Annotated in this window: 8 protein-coding genes, 2 rRNA genes and 1 pseudogene (1 of these 11 only partly in view); 6 read left to right on the top strand and 5 right to left on the bottom strand. The window is 67.5% G+C overall.

Annotated features, from left to right (window positions below; translation table 11 throughout):
• Nucleotides 1-1,155, top strand: a pseudogene (locus ABTV91_RS02925) (ribonuclease H-like domain-containing protein); the annotation flags it as partial.
• A 242-nt stretch (nt 1,156-1,397) separates the two neighbouring features.
• Here the strand turns inward: ABTV91_RS02925 and ABTV91_RS02920 are convergent.
• The 3 genes from ABTV91_RS02920 to ABTV91_RS02910 form a co-directional block, all read right to left on the bottom strand.
• Nucleotides 1,398-3,230, bottom strand: a complete 1,833-nt coding sequence (locus tag ABTV91_RS02920; protein WP_433853138.1) for a M56 family metallopeptidase — start codon at nt 3,228-3,230, stop codon at nt 1,398-1,400.
• 3 nt (nt 3,231-3,233) lie between these two features.
• On the bottom strand, nt 3,234-3,620 hold the full coding sequence (locus tag ABTV91_RS02915) for a BlaI/MecI/CopY family transcriptional regulator (RefSeq protein WP_153193632.1): 387 nt from the start codon (nt 3,618-3,620) through the stop codon (nt 3,234-3,236).
• A gap of 118 nt (nt 3,621-3,738) precedes the next feature.
• A complete protein-coding gene (locus ABTV91_RS02910) occupies nt 3,739-4,854 on the bottom strand; it encodes a saccharopine dehydrogenase family protein (RefSeq protein ID WP_433853137.1) in 1,116 nt (371 codons plus the stop codon).
• 123 nt (nt 4,855-4,977) lie between these two features.
• Here ABTV91_RS02910 and ABTV91_RS02905 point away from each other — a divergent pair, with 123 nt between their 5' ends.
• The 5 genes from ABTV91_RS02905 to ABTV91_RS02885 all read left to right on the top strand — a co-directional run bounded on the left by ABTV91_RS02905 (nt 4,978) and on the right by ABTV91_RS02885 (nt 13,128).
• Nucleotides 4,978-5,298 carry a hypothetical protein gene (locus ABTV91_RS02905; RefSeq protein WP_433854107.1) on the top strand — a complete coding sequence of 107 codons (321 nt, stop codon included), beginning with the start codon at nt 4,978-4,980 and terminating at the stop codon, nt 5,296-5,298.
• Between the two features lie 98 nt (nt 5,299-5,396).
• The gene (locus ABTV91_RS02900) at nt 5,397-5,795 is read left to right on the top strand and encodes an I78 family peptidase inhibitor (RefSeq protein WP_433853136.1); all 399 of its coding nucleotides are present in this window, start codon (nt 5,397-5,399) and stop codon (nt 5,793-5,795) included.
• A 223-nt stretch (nt 5,796-6,018) separates the two neighbouring features.
• Nucleotides 6,019-10,473 carry a glutamate synthase large subunit gene (gene gltB, locus ABTV91_RS02895; RefSeq protein ID WP_433853135.1) on the top strand — a complete coding sequence of 1,485 codons (4,455 nt, stop codon included), beginning with the start codon at nt 6,019-6,021 and terminating at the stop codon, nt 10,471-10,473.
• 139 nt (nt 10,474-10,612) lie between these two features.
• Nucleotides 10,613-12,058 (top strand): FAD-dependent oxidoreductase, encoded by a 1,446-nt coding sequence (locus tag ABTV91_RS02890; protein WP_433853134.1) that lies wholly within the window; start codon nt 10,613-10,615, stop codon nt 12,056-12,058.
• A gap of 194 nt (nt 12,059-12,252) precedes the next feature.
• Entirely contained in the window at nt 12,253-13,128 is an 876-nt protein-coding gene (locus ABTV91_RS02885) for a methylglyoxal synthase (protein ID WP_433853133.1), read from the top strand.
• Between the two features lie 211 nt (nt 13,129-13,339).
• Here the strand turns inward: ABTV91_RS02885 and rrf are convergent.
• Nucleotides 13,340-13,454 (bottom strand): 5S ribosomal RNA (gene rrf, locus ABTV91_RS02880).
• Nucleotides 13,455-13,622: 168 nt separating this feature from the next.
• Nucleotides 13,623-16,456, bottom strand: a 23S ribosomal RNA gene (locus ABTV91_RS02875) (it continues 44 nt past the right edge of the window).

Below are 16,456 nucleotides of genomic sequence, written 5' to 3'. Positions count from 1 at the left end.
ATCAGCCTGGACAAACTCAAGGCGCTGCGCAGGCAGGCCGGGCATGCGGAGACCGCCGTCGTAGGAGCGGCTCGGGGTGGCCCTGGGCCATCAGCCGCGAAGCCGACACTGTCGGAAGCCGAGGCGATGCCCGTTCCTTCGGAGGCATCCGGCGCTTCACCGGCTTCGGCAGGTTCATCGGTTTCGCGGCTGATGGCCCAGGGCCACCCCGAGCCGCTCCTACGACAAGCACCACCATGCGGCGAAGCGCCGCCGGCATCGCCCGCTCGCGAGGACTCGGTCTTTGGCTGGGTCGAGCAGATCCGGCACAGGCCCGTCACGCCGGCGCCCGCACCGGCCTCGCGTTCCCCGGGCCGGCCGCAGGACATGCACGCCTTGCGCCGGCTGCTCGCCACCCGCCACCGCGCGATCGCACCGGTGGCGCGCGACGACCGCAGCGGGCCGGTCGACCGCGACCTGCCCGGCACCGAGATCGCGCCCGGCCTGCACCTGGTCGAAGCCTTCCTGCCGCAGCCGGTTCCCACGCAGCCGCTGTCGCTGGCTTTCAGCAAGCGCCCGGACGATGCAGTGCAGCCACGGGACCTGCTGTTCTTCGACACCGAGACCACCGGCCTGGCCGGCGGCACCGGCACCCGCGCCTTCATGATCGGCGCGGCCGACTGGCACCACGACGCGGCGCGCGGCGAAGGCCTGCGCGTACGCCAGCTGCTGATGTCCACGATGGGCGCGGAGAGCGCGATGCTGGAAGCCTTCGCCGCCTGGCTGGCGCCGACCACGGTGCTGTCCAGCTACAACGGCCGCTGCTACGACGCGCCGCTGCTGAAGACGCGCTACCGGCTGGCGCGGCGCGGCGATCCGATTTCCGCGCTGGACCACGTGGACCTGCTGTTCCCGACGCGCCGCCGCTACCGCGGCACCTGGGAGAACTGCCGGCTGGCGACCATCGAGCGCCAGCTGCTGCGCATCCAGCGCGAGGACGACCTGCCCGGCTCCGAAGCGCCGGGCGCCTGGCTGGACTACCTGCGCGGCGGCAGCGCGCGCAACCTGCGCCGCGTCGGCGAGCACAACCACCAGGACGTGGTGACGCTGGCGCAGCTGTTCCTGCGCCTGGTGCAGGCCGAGGCCGACGAGCGGACATCCACCCTGGCCCCGTAGACGCGGGGCTCGCCCCGCAGGGCATTACCGGGAAAGCCCGGTACCTGCGGTCCGCTGCCGCAATCCATGCACTCTGTAGATGCGGGGCTCGCCCCGCATGCGGACCTCCCGGTGAAGCCCGTGCCGGGCAGGCCCGGCACCTACGACGCATTGCCGCAACTTGCGCCCTCCGTAGGGGCTTGCCGCGCATGCGCATTGCCAATGAAACGCCGGCGGAGCGTGCCCTCGCCGGCGAAGTCCCCTCAACCGCGGACCGGCTGCGCCAGTCCGTCGCGGATCGCTTCCTGGATCAGGCGTTCGGCTTCGCGCTGGGCACGCACGCTGGCTTCGGCCTGCTGGCGGCCCAGCTCGGCCTGCTGCCGGCCCAGTTCCGACTGCCGGCGCGCCAGTTCCCGCATCTCCTCGCGCAGGGCCGGCCGGTCCATTTCGGCATGGACCTTCTCGGCTTCGCGGCGCGCAGCCTCCATCTGCTCGTGCGTCAGCGTCTTGCGGCCCTCGGCCAGCCCGGCCAGCGCCAGCTGTGCCTGGCGCGCGGCAAGTACGCTGATGCGTTCGCCGATTTCCCCCATGCGCTCGCCGATCTCGCCCTGGCGCTCGCCCAGCTTGCCCTGGCGTTCACCGAGCCGGCCCTGTTCCTCGCCCAGGCGCGTGGTTTCGGCGAAGGCCTGCTCGAAACGCGACAGCACGCCGGCGTCGCGCACCACATAGGCGTGACCGTCGCGGCGCAGCAGCAGCACGCCGTTGCCGTCGTCCAGCCGGCGCGCCTGCTGCAGGTCGGCGATGGAACCGTTCATGACGTTGCGGTCGTCCTTGAGCAGCACGTAGCCGTTGCTGCTCGGGCTCTTGGAAAGACGGATCACGCCCTTGGTCGAGACCGGCGGCGCGGGTGGCGCCGGCGGAGCCTCGGGCGCGGCCGGAACGGCCGGCGGCGGCAGGGCCGGCGGCGCAGGCAGGGCAGCCCGCACCGCGCCCTTGGCCGAAATGACGGCGCGCACCACCGAATGGTCCATGGCCGGCGCGGGCGGCGGCGCGGGTACGGCCGGGGCGGTAGGCACCGGCGGCGGCGCGGGCGGAGCCGGCGGTGCCGGCATGGCCACCAGGCGCATCGGCAGCACGCCGACCAGGGCCACCGCGGCGACGATCAGGCCCGCGCCCACGCGCGGGAAAGAGGATGTGTTCTGCAGCATGAGCAGTCTCCGCTTGAGGCTGAGGAAGGTGGGCGAGGCGCTGGCGAGGCCGGCGCCGGGCCGGGGAGCGACGCCCAGCTGCAGCAGCAGGCGTCCGTAGTGCTGGCGGCAATGGCGATCGCCGGCGACGACGGCGGCATCGACCGCGGCTTCACGGGCAATGGCGTACTCGCGGGCCGCCAGGTGCACCAGCGGGTGGAAGAAGAACAGGTGCTGGGCCAGGGCCGGCAGCAGGCCCCACCACAGGTCACGGCGCTGCAGGTGCACCAGCTCGTGGGTCAGGGCCATGTCCAGGTCGTCGTCGCCCATGCGCCGCAGGTTGCGCGCCGGCAGCAGCAGCACCGGGCGCCACGGGCCGACCAGCTGCGGCGAGTCGATGGCCGCGCTGAGCATCAGCCGCGGCGCGCGGCGCAGGCCGTGGGCCTCGGCCGCCAGCTGCAGCGCGGCGTCCAGGCGCCGGTCGTCGCAGGGCCGCGCCATGCGCAGCAGCGCGCGGCTGTCGCGCCATGCCAGCGCGGTGCGCAGGCCCATCACCGCCACGCCGGCCAGCCACAGCGCCATCGCCACGTGCAGCCACGACCAGCCGCTTTCCAGCGGCAGCGGCGTCATCACCACCAGCGGCGCGGCGGTCGCGACCGGTGCCGCGGCGGCGGCCTGCGGCAGCAGCTGCACGGCGTCCGGCGCCGGCAGCACCGGCAGTTCCAGCGGCGCGGCCCACAGCAGGCCCAGCACCGCCTGCAGCGCGACCAGCCACCACAGACCGCACTGGGTCGCCGCCGGCAGGCGCCGCACGCAGCGGCAAAGCAGCCACACCAGCGCGGTCAGCAGCACGGTCTGCACGCTGGTGGCGAGCAGGCGGTTGCCAAGCAGTTCGAGAACGGTATCCATGGTTCAGTCCTCCCGGCGCTGCGACTGCAGCCTGCTGACCAGCGCTTCCAGTTCGGCCAGTTCGTTGTCGCTGACCTCGGCCTTCTGCGACATCCACGCCACGAAGGGCGAGATCGAGCCCTGCAGGGTCTTTTCGACGAAACTGCCGACCGCGCTGCTGACCACTTCCTGCTGTTCGGCGGTGGCCTGGTAGCGGTACACGCCCTCGTGCTGCTCGCGCTGCAGGTAGCCCTTGGTGCGCAGCCGCTCCATCATGGTCAGCACGGTGGAACGGGCCAGCCCGCGCGCTTCGCCGAAGCCGGCGGCCACTTCGCCGACGCTGGCCGGCGCGTTTTCCCCGATGTACTGCAGCAGGGCCAGTTCCTGGTCCCCGATGGTCTTGCGGCGCATGGTCGACTCCGTGACTACATTTGTCGTCACGGTAAGCATGACTACAAATGTAGTCAATAGCCCGGACGGCACACGGACCTATGTCAGGCTGAACCGCTTCAGGTTTCCGGTGCCGGCTTCAGGACACCTGGCTCTCGATCCGCCAACGGGCGAATTCGTCCTCGAACGCGGCCAGATCCAGCAACCCCATGCACGCATGCGCGCCCACCGGCAGCGGTTCGCCACGGGCCAGGTGCCGCGCCAGCAGCACCGCGGCGAAGGTGGGAATCTCCGGCCCGTGCAGCATCGGCGCGGTGAGGTCCCAGTGCACGCGGTGGGCGACGCCGCCGCGCTGCCCGCGCAGGGTCACGCGCATGCCGCCCAGGTCGGTGCCGAAGCGGTCGAACCAGCGCCCGGCATGGGCGAAGGCGCCGGCCAGCTTCGCCATCGGCAGCGGCACGCCGCGGCGGCGCAGCCAGGCCAGGGCGGCCAGGCAGCGCGACAGCAACGGCAGTTCCAGCGCGGCGCGGAAGCGCACCGTCGATACGCCCGGGTAACGCTGCACCAGCAGGTCGTGGTCGGGCACGTCGCAGGGCGAAGCCAGGCGCGGGGCGATGCGCGCGAAGGTGACCGGCCGCGGATCGGCCCAGCCGACGACGCGCTGCCAGTGCCCGTCGATCCAGCATTCGAACGGCTGCCCGCAGTACGACAGCACCGCGCGCACCGTGGCCATGCCCAGCGGCGTGGCCTGCGCCGGCGCGATCACGATGTCGATGGACTGCAGTACGTCGAAGCGGCCGCGCAGCGCATCGACCACCGCGCTGGACAGCGCCGGCAGGGTGCTGGCGCCGCTGATCGCGCTGCGCCCGCACTGGCGCGCGAGCGCATCCAGCCGCGCGGGAAAGTCGCGCACGAAATCGCGGCCGTCGGCCAGGTCGATGTAGTGCATGCCTGCCTGCAGGCAGGCGCGCGCGACCTCGTAACCCTGTCCCTGGAACGGGCCGGCGGTGTGGATGACCAGATCGGCACCGGTGGCCTGCAGGTCGCGGGCGAACTCGGGGTCGTCCACGTCCAGGCGCCGGCATTGCACCCGCGCCATGTCCACGCCCGGCAGGTTGGCCGCCGCCCGTTGCGGGTGGCGCCCGGCGGCGATGACGGCGATGCCCGGCGTGGCGGCCAGCGCACCCACGATGCGCGCACCGAAATGCCCGTAACCGCCCAGCACCACGACCCTGCAGTCTTCCTGTTGCGACATCGATCCACTCCGCGCGCGGCGATGGCGAATTATCGGCGGGCATCGCCACCGCGGGTGCTTTCATCGTCCGCACACGGCGGCGGCGGCAGGCTCGGCGTGTCGTCCCCCGTCGTGGAGTCCACCATGTACCGCAGCCTGATCCTTGCCGGCACCGTCCTGCTGGCCGCCACCGCCTGCAGCAGCGCGCCCGTGGCCAGCGTCGAGCCCATCGACGGCGTCATCTCCGGCCAATGCCATACCGACAAGGTGATCGGCGCGACCGGGCTGGCCGCCTCGCCGGGCACGATCGAACGCGCGCGCGTGGACAGCGACAGCCTGCACGTGCAGACCGTGCGCGGCGATGCGCCCATGCCCGTCACGCCGGCCAGCGCCACCTCCGGCGGCGACCGCCTCACCATCGAGGTCGGCCGCAACAACGGCATCACGGCGCTGCGCTGCGGCTGAAACCGCGCTGACGCGCGCGGCCGGATGACGCGCTGCGACGGTACACACCGGAAACCAGGCGATATGCTTGCCGCGTCCCTCAACGCACTGGAGTTCCGATGCGAATCCCGACGATGCCGCGCGCCCTGCGCCGCCCCACCGCCCTGATCGCCACGCTTTCGCTCGCGCTCGCCCTGGGCGCCTGCAACGGACCCGCCCCCGAGGAGCAGGAACAGGCCATGGACCAGGCCAAGCAGGCCGCCGACGCCGCTGCCACCCCCGACCAGGCCGCCGCCACCACCCCGCCGCCGGTCGGCACCTGCGACGCCAGCCAGGTCGAAGGCCTGGTCGGCCAGCCGTATACCGAGGAACTGGCCGAGCAGGCCAGGCAGGATGCCGGCGCCGCCAAGGTGCGCATGCTCAAGCCCAACCAGCCCATCACCATGGAATTCCTGGGCGAGCGCCTGAACATCGAAGTGGACGACAGGAACCTGGTCAGCGGCGTGCGCTGCGGCTGACGCAAACCCGGCCAAAGCCTTGCGCCGCAAGGCTTTGGTTGCTGCCGCAACCATGCGTTGCGGCACCGCAACAACTGTGATCTAGTCGAGCGCATCCGGTGGCCTCAACGCTGCGCTCCAGTGACGGGCATGCCGTGCACGCGCCAGCAACACGGCCGTGCATGGCGTGACGCGGTGGACGAGGGAGAGGTGTCGCCGCTCACCCGCGCACCACGAGGCACAGATGACCCTCCGCAACCGCCAGGGGCTCTACAACCCGCAAGACGAACGCGACGCCTGCGGTTTCGGCATGGTCGCGCAGCTGGACGACCAGCCCTCCCGCCTCCTCGTCGATACCGCCATCGCCGCGCTCTCGCGCATGACCCACCGCGGCGGCGTCGCCGCCGACGGCCTCACCGGCGACGGCTGCGGCCTGCTGCTGCGCAAGCCCACCGTGTTCCTGCGCCGGCTGGCGGAGGAAGCGGGCATCGCGACCGGGCCCAACTTCGCCGCCGGCGTGGTGTTCCTGCCGCACGACGCCGATGCCGCGCAGCGCTGCCGCGACGAACTCGACGCGCGCCTGCGCGATGCCGGCTGCCAGCCGCGCGGCTGGCGCGTGGTGCCCACCGACGCGGGCGTCTGCGGCGAACTGGCGCGGGCCACGCTGCCGCGGATCGAGCAGGTGTTCGTCGATGCCGGCCCCGGCCAGGGCGCCGGGCAGTTCGCGCTGGCGCTGTTCCTGGCGCGGCGCCGCAGCGAACAGGCGCTGCGCGACGTCGCCGACTACTACGTCACCACGCTCAGCGCCGATGCCATCAGCTACAAGGGCATGGTGCTGCCGGACAAGCTGGGCACGTTCTACCCCGACCTGCAGCGCCACGAACTGGCTTCCAGCGTGGTGGTGTTCCACCAGCGCTTTTCCACCAACACGATGCCGCGCTGGCCACTGGCGCATCCGTTCCGCCTGCTCGCCCACAACGGCGAGATCAACACCATCGAAGGCAACCGCCACTGGGCGCAGGCGCGCAGCAAGGTGTGGAAGACGCCGAACTTCGACATCGCCGAGTTCGACCCGGTGATCTCGATGCACGGCTCGGACTCGCAGAGCATGGACAACATGCTCGAGCTGATGGTGGCCGGCGGCATGGAGCTGATCCAGGCGCTGCGCATCCTGGTGCCGCCGGCGACGCAGTCGCTGGAGTTCAAGGACGCCGACCTGGCCGCGTTCTACGAGTTCTACGGCCTGAACAGCGAGCCGTGGGACGGCCCGGCCGGCATCGTCGCCTGCGATGGCCGCTATGCCGCCTGCACGCTGGACCGCAACGGCCTGCGCCCGGCGCGCTGGATGCTGACCTCCGACCGCCACTTCCTGGTCGCCTCCGAAGCCGGCGTGTGGGAAGTGCCGACCGAGCGCGTCGTGCGCAAGGGCAAGCTGGGCCCGGGCCAGATGATGGCCATCGACCTCAAGCGCGGCGACCTGCTCGATTCGGACGCCATCGACCGCATCAACCGCGCGCGCGCTCCGTACAAGCAGTGGCTGCACCAGGGCGTGACCTACCTGCAGACCGAGCTGATCGATCCGTCGCTGGCCGAGGAGCCGTTCGACGAGCCGACCCTGCGCAGCTACCACAAGCTGTTCCAGCTGACCTCCGAGGAAGTGGAGCAGGTACTGCGGCCGCTGGCCGAGACCGGGCAGGAAGCCACCGGCTCGATGGGCGACGACACGCCCATCGCCGTGCTCAGCCGCCATACCCGCCCGCTGTACGACTACTTCCGCCAGGCCTTCGCGCAGGTCACCAACCCGCCGATCGACCCGCTGCGCGAAGACTGCGCGATGTCGCTGACCACCCAGCTCGGCAAGGAGACCAACATCTTCCATGCCGGCCCGGAGACGGTGAACCACGTCATCCTCAATTCGCCGGTGCTCAGCCAGCGCAAGCTGCGCCAGCTGCTGAAGATGGAGCAGTACGTCGAACGCAACCGCCTGATCGACCTGTCCTACAGTGTCGAGGAGGGATTGAAGGCCGGCATCGAGCGCATCTGCGCGCAGTGCGAGCAGGCCGCGCGCGACGGCGTGGTGATGCTGCTGCTGTCCGACCGCTACCCGGTGCCCGAGCGGCCGATGGTGCACGCGCTGCTGGCCACCAGCGCGGTGCACCACCACCTGTCGACGCGTGGCCTGCGCTGCGACGTCAACCTGATCATCGAGACCGGCACCGCGCGCGACGCGCACCACATGGCCTGCCTGCTCGGCTTCGGCGCCACCGCGGTGTATCCGTACCTGGCCTACCAGACCCTGTTCGACATGGGCCGGCGCGGCATCCTGCTGCTGAAGAAGGGCGGCGAGGTCTCGCAGATCGGCCGCAGCTACCGCAAGGGCATCTACAAGGGGCTGAGCAAGATCATCTCCAAGATGGGCATCTGCACCGTGGCCAGCTACCGCGGCGCGCAGCTGTTCGAGATCGTCGGCCTGGACGCGGACGTGGTGCGGCTGTGCTTCCCCGATGCCACCGCGCGCATCGGCGGCGTCGGCCTGGCGCGCCTGGACACCGAAGCGCGCGAGCTCGCCGCGCGCGCCTGGAACGACCTGGCGCCGGCCGAGGTCGGCGGCCTGCTCAAGTACGTGCACGGCGGCGAGTACCACATGTACAACCCGGACGTGGTGCTGACCCTGCAGCGCGCCGCGCGCACCGGCAGGGCCGAGGACTGGCGCGCCTACACGGACGCAGTGCATTCGCGCCCGGCTTCGGCACTGCGCGACCTGCTGCAGCTCAAGCCGGCCGCCGTGCCAGTGCCGCTGGAGGAAGTGGAACCGGCCGAGGCGCTGTTCAAGCGCTTCGACACCGCCGCCATTTCGCTGGGTGCGTTGTCGCCCGAAGCGCATGAGGCGCTGGCCATCGCCATGAACCGCCTCGGCGGCCGCTCCAACTCCGGCGAAGGCGGCGAGGACCCGGTGCGCTACGGCACCGACAGGCGCAGCAAGATCAAGCAGGTGGCGTCGGGCCGCTTCGGCGTCACCGCCGAATACCTGGTCAACGCCGAAGTGCTGCAGATCAAGGTGGCGCAGGGCGCCAAGCCCGGCGAAGGCGGCCAGCTGCCCGGCCACAAGGTCAACGAGCTGATCGCGCGGCTGCGCTACGCCAAGCCGGGCATCGGCCTGATCTCGCCGCCGCCGCACCACGACATCTATTCGATCGAGGACCTGGCGCAGCTGATCTACGACCTCAAGCAGGTCAACCCGGATGCGCTGGTGTCGGTGAAGCTGGTGTCGCACGCGGGCGTGGGCACCATCGCCGCCGGCGTGGTCAAGGCCGGCGCCGACCTGATCACGGTGTCCGGCCACGATGGCGGCACCGGCGCCTCGCCGATCAGCTCGATCCGCTATGCCGGCGTGCCGTGGGAACTGGGCGTGGCCGAGTCGCACCAGGCGCTGGTCGGCAACGACCTGCGCGGCCGCACCCTCCTGCAGACCGACGGCGGCCTGAAGACCGGCCTGGACGTGGTCAAGGCGGCGCTGCTGGGTGCGGACAGTTTCGGCTTCGGCACCGGTCCGATGATCGTGCTGGGCTGCAAGTACCTGCGCATCTGCCACCTCAACAACTGCGCCACCGGCGTTGCCACCCAGGACGAGCGCCTGCGCGAAGGCTATTTCACCGGCCTGCCCGAGCGCGTGGAGAACTTCTTCCGGTTGCTGGCCGAGGAAGTGCGGCAGTGGTTGTCGTACCTGGGCGCGCGTTCGCTGGACGAGATCGTCGGCCGCACCGACCTGCTGGAGCAGCTGGAGGTTTCGCCACGCGAAGGCGTCAGGGTCGACCTGTCGCGCCTGCTCGCGCCGGCCCGCTACGAAGGCGCGCATTGCGCGGCGCAGCGCCTGTACCAGTCGCCGGACAGCCTGGCCACGCAGATGGACGGCCTGCTGTCCGATGCCATCGCCCACAAACGCGGCGGCGAGCACCGCTTCCTGATCCACAACACCGACCGCTCGGTGGGCACGCGCCTGGCTGGCGCGATCGCCCGCGCGCACGGCAACCACGGCATGGCCGAAGCGCCCTTGAACCTGCGCTTCCGCGGCACCGCCGGGCAGAGCTTCGGCGCGTTCAACGTCGATGGCCTGAACCTGGAAGTGGAAGGCGAAGCCAACGACTACGTCGGCAAGGGCATGGCCGGCGGCCGGCTGGTGGTGCGGCCGCCGCGCGGCGCGCGCTTCGAGGCGCGCAACACCGCCATCGTCGGCAACACCTGCCTGTACGGCGCCACCGGCGGCGAGCTGTTCGCCGCCGGCCGCGCCGGCGAGCGCTTCGGCGTGCGCAACTCCGGCGCGCTGGCGGTGATCGAAGGCGCCGGTGACCACTGCTGCGAGTACATGACCGACGGCATCGTCGCCGTACTCGGCAAGGTCGGCCTGAACTTCGGCGCCGGCTTCACCGGCGGCCTGGCCTACGTGCTGGATATCGACCGCGATTTCGTGGACCGCTACAACCACGAGCTGATCGACATCCACCGCATCTCGGCCGAGGGCTTCGAGAACTACCGCCAGCATCTGCACACGCTGATCGGCCGCCATCGCGAACTGACCGGCAGCATCTGGGCGCAGCAGATCCTGGACGAGTTCCGCGACTACGTCGGCAAGTTCTGGCTGGTGAAACCCAAGGCCGCCAGCATCGAATCGCTGGCCGCCGCACTGCGCAACGCTGCATGAAGCCAGGAGCCCCTCTCCCGCGAGCGGGAGAGGGGTTGGGGTGAGGGCGCCTTGAAAGCAAGGCCCCTCATCCGTCCCTACGGGGCACCTTCTTCCGCCCGCGGAAGAAGGGCTCCTCCCCAGACATCACGAGTCCCCCATGAGCCGCAAGCAAGCCTTCCAGTTCCTCGATCTGCCCCGCACCATGCCGCAGCGCATCCCGGTGGAACTGCGCACGTCCGGCGACTGGGGCGAGCTGTACGGAAAATTCGACAAGGCCGACGCGCAGTACCAGGCCGGCCGCTGCCTGGATTGCGGCAACCCGTACTGCAGCTGGAAATGCCCGGTGCACAACGCCATCCCGCAGTGGCTGCAGCTGGTGCAGGAAGACCGCATCCACGAAGCGGCGACGCTGTGCCATTCGACCAACCCGCTGCCGGAAGTCTGCGGCCGCGTCTGCCCGCAGGACCGCCTGTGCGAAGGCAGTTGCACGCTGGAGGAATTCGGCGCGGTGACCATCGGCGCGGTGGAGAAGTACATCGTCGACACCGCCCTGGCCACCGGCTGGAAGCCGGACCTGCAGGCCGTGCAGCCGAGCGGCAGGCGCGTGGCCATCGTCGGCGCAGGCCCGGCCGGGCTGGCCTGCGCCGACCGCCTGGCGCGCGCGGGCATCCAGGCAGTGGTGTTCGACCGCTACGAACAGATCGGCGGCCTGCTGCAGTTCGGCATCCCCAGCTTCAAGCTGGACAAGCGCGTCATCGACCGCCGCCGCGACATCCTCGAAGGCATGGGCGTGCAGTTCCGGCTGGGCGTGGAAATCGGCCGCGACATCACCGTCGAGCAGTTGCAGGCCGATTATGACGCGGTGTTCCTCGGCACCGGCGCCTACCGCTATACCGATGGCGGCCTTATCGGCCAGGACCTGAAGAACGTGCTGCCGGCACTGCCGTTCTTGGTGCAGAACAGCCGCATCGTCAGCGGCGACGACCCGCAGGGCCGGCCCATCGCCGGCTGGGAAGACCAGATCGTCCTGCCCGACCTCACCGGCAAGCGGGTGGTGGTGCTGGGTGGCGGCGACACCGGCATGGACTGCGTGCGCAGCGCGATCCGCCTGGGCGCGGCCCGCGTGACCTGCGCCTACCGCCGCGACGAAGCCAACATGCCCGGCTCCGCGCGCGAAGTGGCCAACGCCCGCGAGGAAGGCGTGCGCTTCCTGTTCAATCGCCAGCCGCTGGCGATCGAGGCCGGCGCCGACGACGAAGTAATCGGCGTGACCGTGGTGGAGACGCGCCTGGGCGAACCCGACGCCAACGGCCGCCGTAATGCCGAACCGATCGAAGGCAGCGAATCACTGCTGGAGGCCGACGTGGTGATCATCGCCTTCGGCTTCTCGCCGACGCTGCCGCATTGGCTGGCGTCGCAGGGTGTCGAAGCAACCGGCAGCGGCCGCATCGTCGCCGGCGGCGCCGGTCGCCTGCCCTACCAGACGCACAACCCCCGGCTGTTCGCCGGCGGCGACGCGGTGCGCGGCGCGGACCTGGTGGTCACGGCAGTGGCCGAAGGCCGCGACGCCGCGGCCAGCATCATCAAGCTGCTGCTGCACTGACACAGTCAGACCGCAGGGGAGAAGCCCCTCTCCCACCAGGAGAGGGGTTGGGGTGAGGGGCAAACGGTATCCACGATGGTCAACCACCGGCAGCCCGTTCGCCCCTCACCTCTCTTCGCGCATCTTCTCCCGACGGGGAGAAGGAAGCCTCCCCCAGGATTTACACTCAAACCCCAAAACCCAGCGAGATCTCCATGCGCATCGGCCTGGCCGCCAACCGCCTGCACCACGAACGCGCCGACGCCGCCCTGTTCCGCTGGCTGCGCGCCAGTGCCGGTGGCCTGCGCGAGCTTGGCGTGGAACTGCACGCCGTGGGCCGCACCCATGACGCCATCACCGCCGCATTGCCCGCAGGCAGCCTGCCCGGCCTGAAGCGCTATCCGAACGGTCGCGAGGGCGGGCTGATGAAGCTGGTCGCCGAGATCGTGGGCATGGGGTCGCCCGAGCGCACGCTGGACGGCGCGATCTACCTGATCGATCCGGTGGATCCGTCGTCGGTATTCCCGGAGGCCATCGCGCTGAAACGGCAGTGCGTCATCCACGGCAAACCTTTCATCTCCACGGTGGCCAGCGCCCGCGACTGGGTCGAGATGGAGCGCATCCACGCGGGCCTGGCCGCCGATCCGGGCGCGGATGACCTGCACGACTTCGGCAGCCAGACCCTGGCGCTGATCGCGCACGACGCCCGCAAGCCGCAGATGCTGGCCTTCGCCGCCGAACATTTCGACGTGCTGTCGCGGTTCGGCCAGCGCATCGGCACCGGCACCACCGGCCAACGTTTGAACGAGCTGGCGTGGAGCCGGGGGTGGCCGCGCGACCAGGATTGGATCCAGCGCTTCCAGAGCGGCCCATTGGGTGGCGATGCGCAGATCGCCGACCGTGTCCTGGAAGGCCGTTGCCAGCGTGCGATTTTCTTCGAGGACCCGCACGTGGCGCGTCAGCACGAGGCGGACATCCAGTTGCTGGAGCGGGCGGTGACCACGGTGACGGACAAAGCGGTGTGTATAACTGCGCCCAATCTGGCCGCCCGCTGGGCCATTGCGGCGCGGCAGCGCCCGCAGCAGCGCTGATCTTCAGGACGCCGCAGGCAGCAACGGCACCGTGAGGTGCCGTTGCTGTTTGAGCTTCTGGTCGACGTCTGGTCAATCGCGCGTCTGGCCACGCCTGAGGGTTATTCCCGCTTCCAGACGCCCGGCCATCCTGTCACGAGGTGTCCGGATATTTTCCCACGCGCAAAAGCAAACCCCCGCTGCATGAGCAGCGGGGGTTTGGGGGTAAAAACCCTGGCGATGACCTACTCTCGCATGGCTTGAGCCACACTACCATCGGCGCAGCTGCGTTTCACTTCCGAGTTCGGGATGGGATCGGGTGGTTCCACAGCGCTAATTTCACCAGGGAGAGGGTTGGAGGGTCGCTATCGCTTCTCTTGAAGAGTCCGCACATGGATGTGCGGGCTCTTGCGCAGGGAAGCGCATACAAGCGCCAGCCTCTCGTAGGTTCTTGTGACGTAGCGTGCACTTGGGTCCATCGACATGTCATGTCGGCCAAGGCAACTTGAGGTTATATGGTCAAGCCGCACGGATCATTAGTATCAGTTAGCTCAACGCGTTGCCGCGCTTACACACCTGACCTATCAACCACGTAGTCTACATGGTTCCTTCAGGGGGCTTGTGCCCCGGGAAGTCTCATCTTGAGGCGCGCTTCCCGCTTAGATGCTTTCAGCGGTTATCGCTTCCGAACATAGCTACCCGGCAATGCCACTGGCGTGACAACCGGAACACCAGAGGTTCGTCCACTCCGGTCCTCTCGTACTAGGAGCAGCCCCTCTCAAACTTCCAACGCCCATGGCAGATAGGGACCGAACTGTCTCACGACGTTCTGAACCCAGCTCGCGTACCACTTTAAATGGCGAACAGCCATACCCTTGGGACCGACTACAGCCCCAGGATGTGATGAGCCGACATCGAGGTGCCAAACACCGCCGTCGATATGAACTCTTGGGCGGTATCAGCCTGTTATCCCCGGAGTACCTTTTATCCGTTGAGCGATGGCCCTTCCATACAGAACCACCGGATCACTAAGTCCTACTTTCGTACCTGCTTGATCCGTCGATCTTGCAGTCAAGCACGCTTATGCCTTTGCACACAGTGCGCGATGTCCGACCGCGCTGAGCGTACCTTCGAGCTCCTCCGTTACTCTTTAGGAGGAGACCGCCCCAGTCAAACTACCCACCATACACGGTCCCCGACCCGGATAACGGGCCTAGGTTAGAACGTCAAGCACGACAGGGTGGTATTTCAAGGATGGCTCCACTGCAGCTGGCGCCACAGTTTCATAGCCTCCCACCTATCCTACACAGACGAACTCAACGTTCAGTGTAAAGCTATAGTAAAGGTTCACGGGGTCTTTCCGTCTTGCCACGGGAACGCTGCATCTTCACAGCGATTTCAATTTCACTGAGTCTCGGGTGGAGACAGCGCCGCTGTCGTTACGCCATTCGTGCAGGTCGGAACTTACCCGACAAGGAATTTCGCTACCTTAGGACCGTTATAGTTACGGCCGCCGTTTACTGGGGCTTCGATCAAGAGCTTCGCCTTGCGGCTGACCCCATCAATTAACCTTCCAGCACCGGGCAGGCGTCACACCCTATACGTCCACTTTCGTGTTTGCAGAGTGCTGTGTTTTTGATAAACAGTCGCAGCGGCCTGGTCACTTCGACCATCGCCAGCTATAGCCCGCATGGGCCACCGGCAATGGTGCACCTTCTCCCGAAGTTACGGTGCCATGTTGCCTAGTTCCTTCACCCGAGTTCTCTCAAGCGCCTGAGAATTCTCATCCTACCCACCTGTGTCGGTTTACGGTACGGTCTGCGTAAGCTGAAGCTTAGGAGCTTTTCCTGGAAGCGTGGTATCAGTGACTTCGTCTTAAAGACTCGTCTCGGTGCTCGGTCTTAAAGGATCCCGGATTTGCCAAAGATCCAAACCTACCGCCTTTCCCCAGGACAACCAACGCCTGGTACACCTAACCTTCTCCGTCCCTCCATCGCACTTACGCGAGGTGCAGGAATATTAACCTGCTTCCCATCGACTACGCATTTCTGCCTCGCCTTAGGGGCCGACTCACCCTGCGCCGATTAACGTTGCGCAAGGAAACCTTGGGCTTTCGGCGTGCGGGTTTTTCACCCGCATTATCGTTACTCATGTCAGCATTCGCACTTCCGATACCTCCAGCAAGCTTCTCAACTCACCTTCACAGGCTTACGGAACGCTCCTCTACCGCGCATAACAAAGTTATGCACCCCAAGCTTCGGTTCTGTGCTTAGCCCCGTTAAATCTTCCCCGCAGACCGACTCGACCAGTGAGCTATTACGCTTTCTTTAAAGGGTGGCTGCTTCTAAGCCAACCTCCTGGCTGTCTGTGCCTTTCCACATGGTTTTCCACTTAGCACAAAATTTGGGACCTTAGCTGTGGGTCTGGGTTGTTTCCCTTTTCACGACGGACGTTAGCACCCGCCGTGTGTCTCCCATACAGTCCGTCTCGGTATTCGGAGTTTGCAATGGTTTGGTAAGTCGCGATGACCCCCTAGCCATAACAGTGCTCTACCCCCGAGAGGATACATATGAGGCGCTACCTAAATAGCTTTCGAGGAGAACCAGCTATCTCCGGGTTCGATTAGCTTTTCACTCCTAATCACACCTCATCCCCTACCTTTGCAACGGGAGTGGGTTCGGGCCTCCAGTGCGTGTTACCGCACCTTCACCCTGGGCATGACTAGATCACCCGGTTTCGGGTCTACTGCCCGCGACTATGCGCCCTTATCAGACTCGGTTTCCCTTCGCCTCCCCTATACGGTTAAGCTTGCCACGAACAGTAAGTCGCTGACCCATTATACAAAAGGTACGCAGTCACTCTTTCGAGCTCCTACTGCTTGTACGCACACGGTTTCAGGTTCTATTTCACTCCCCTCTCCGGGGTTCTTTTCGCCTTTCCCTCACGGTACTGGTTCACTATCGGTCGGTCAGTAGTATTTAGCCTTGGAGGATGGTCCCCCCATGTTCAGACAGGGTTTCACGTGCCCCGCCCTACTCGTCTTCACTGGAATGGCCCTTTCAAATACAGGGCTATCACCTTCTATGGCCGGCCTTTCCAGACCGTTTTTCTAGAACCATACCAGCTTAAGGGCTGTTCCCCGTTCGCTCGTCGCTACTCAGGGAATCTCGGTTGATTTCTTTTCCTCTGGTTACTTAGATATTTCAGTTCACCAGGTTCGCTTCCAGCAGCTATGTATTCACTGCAGGATACTGCCGAAGCAGTGGGTTTCCCCATTCGGACATTACCGGATCAAAGCTTGTTGCCAGCTCCCCGATACTTTTCGCAGGCTGCCACGTCCTTCATCGCC

The organism is Stenotrophomonas nitritireducens (assembly GCF_050984405.1).
In the GTDB taxonomy this organism is placed as follows: Bacteria; Pseudomonadota; Gammaproteobacteria; order Xanthomonadales; family Xanthomonadaceae; genus Stenotrophomonas; species Stenotrophomonas nitritireducens_B.
This window is presented reverse-complemented; position numbering and strand designations above follow the sequence as displayed.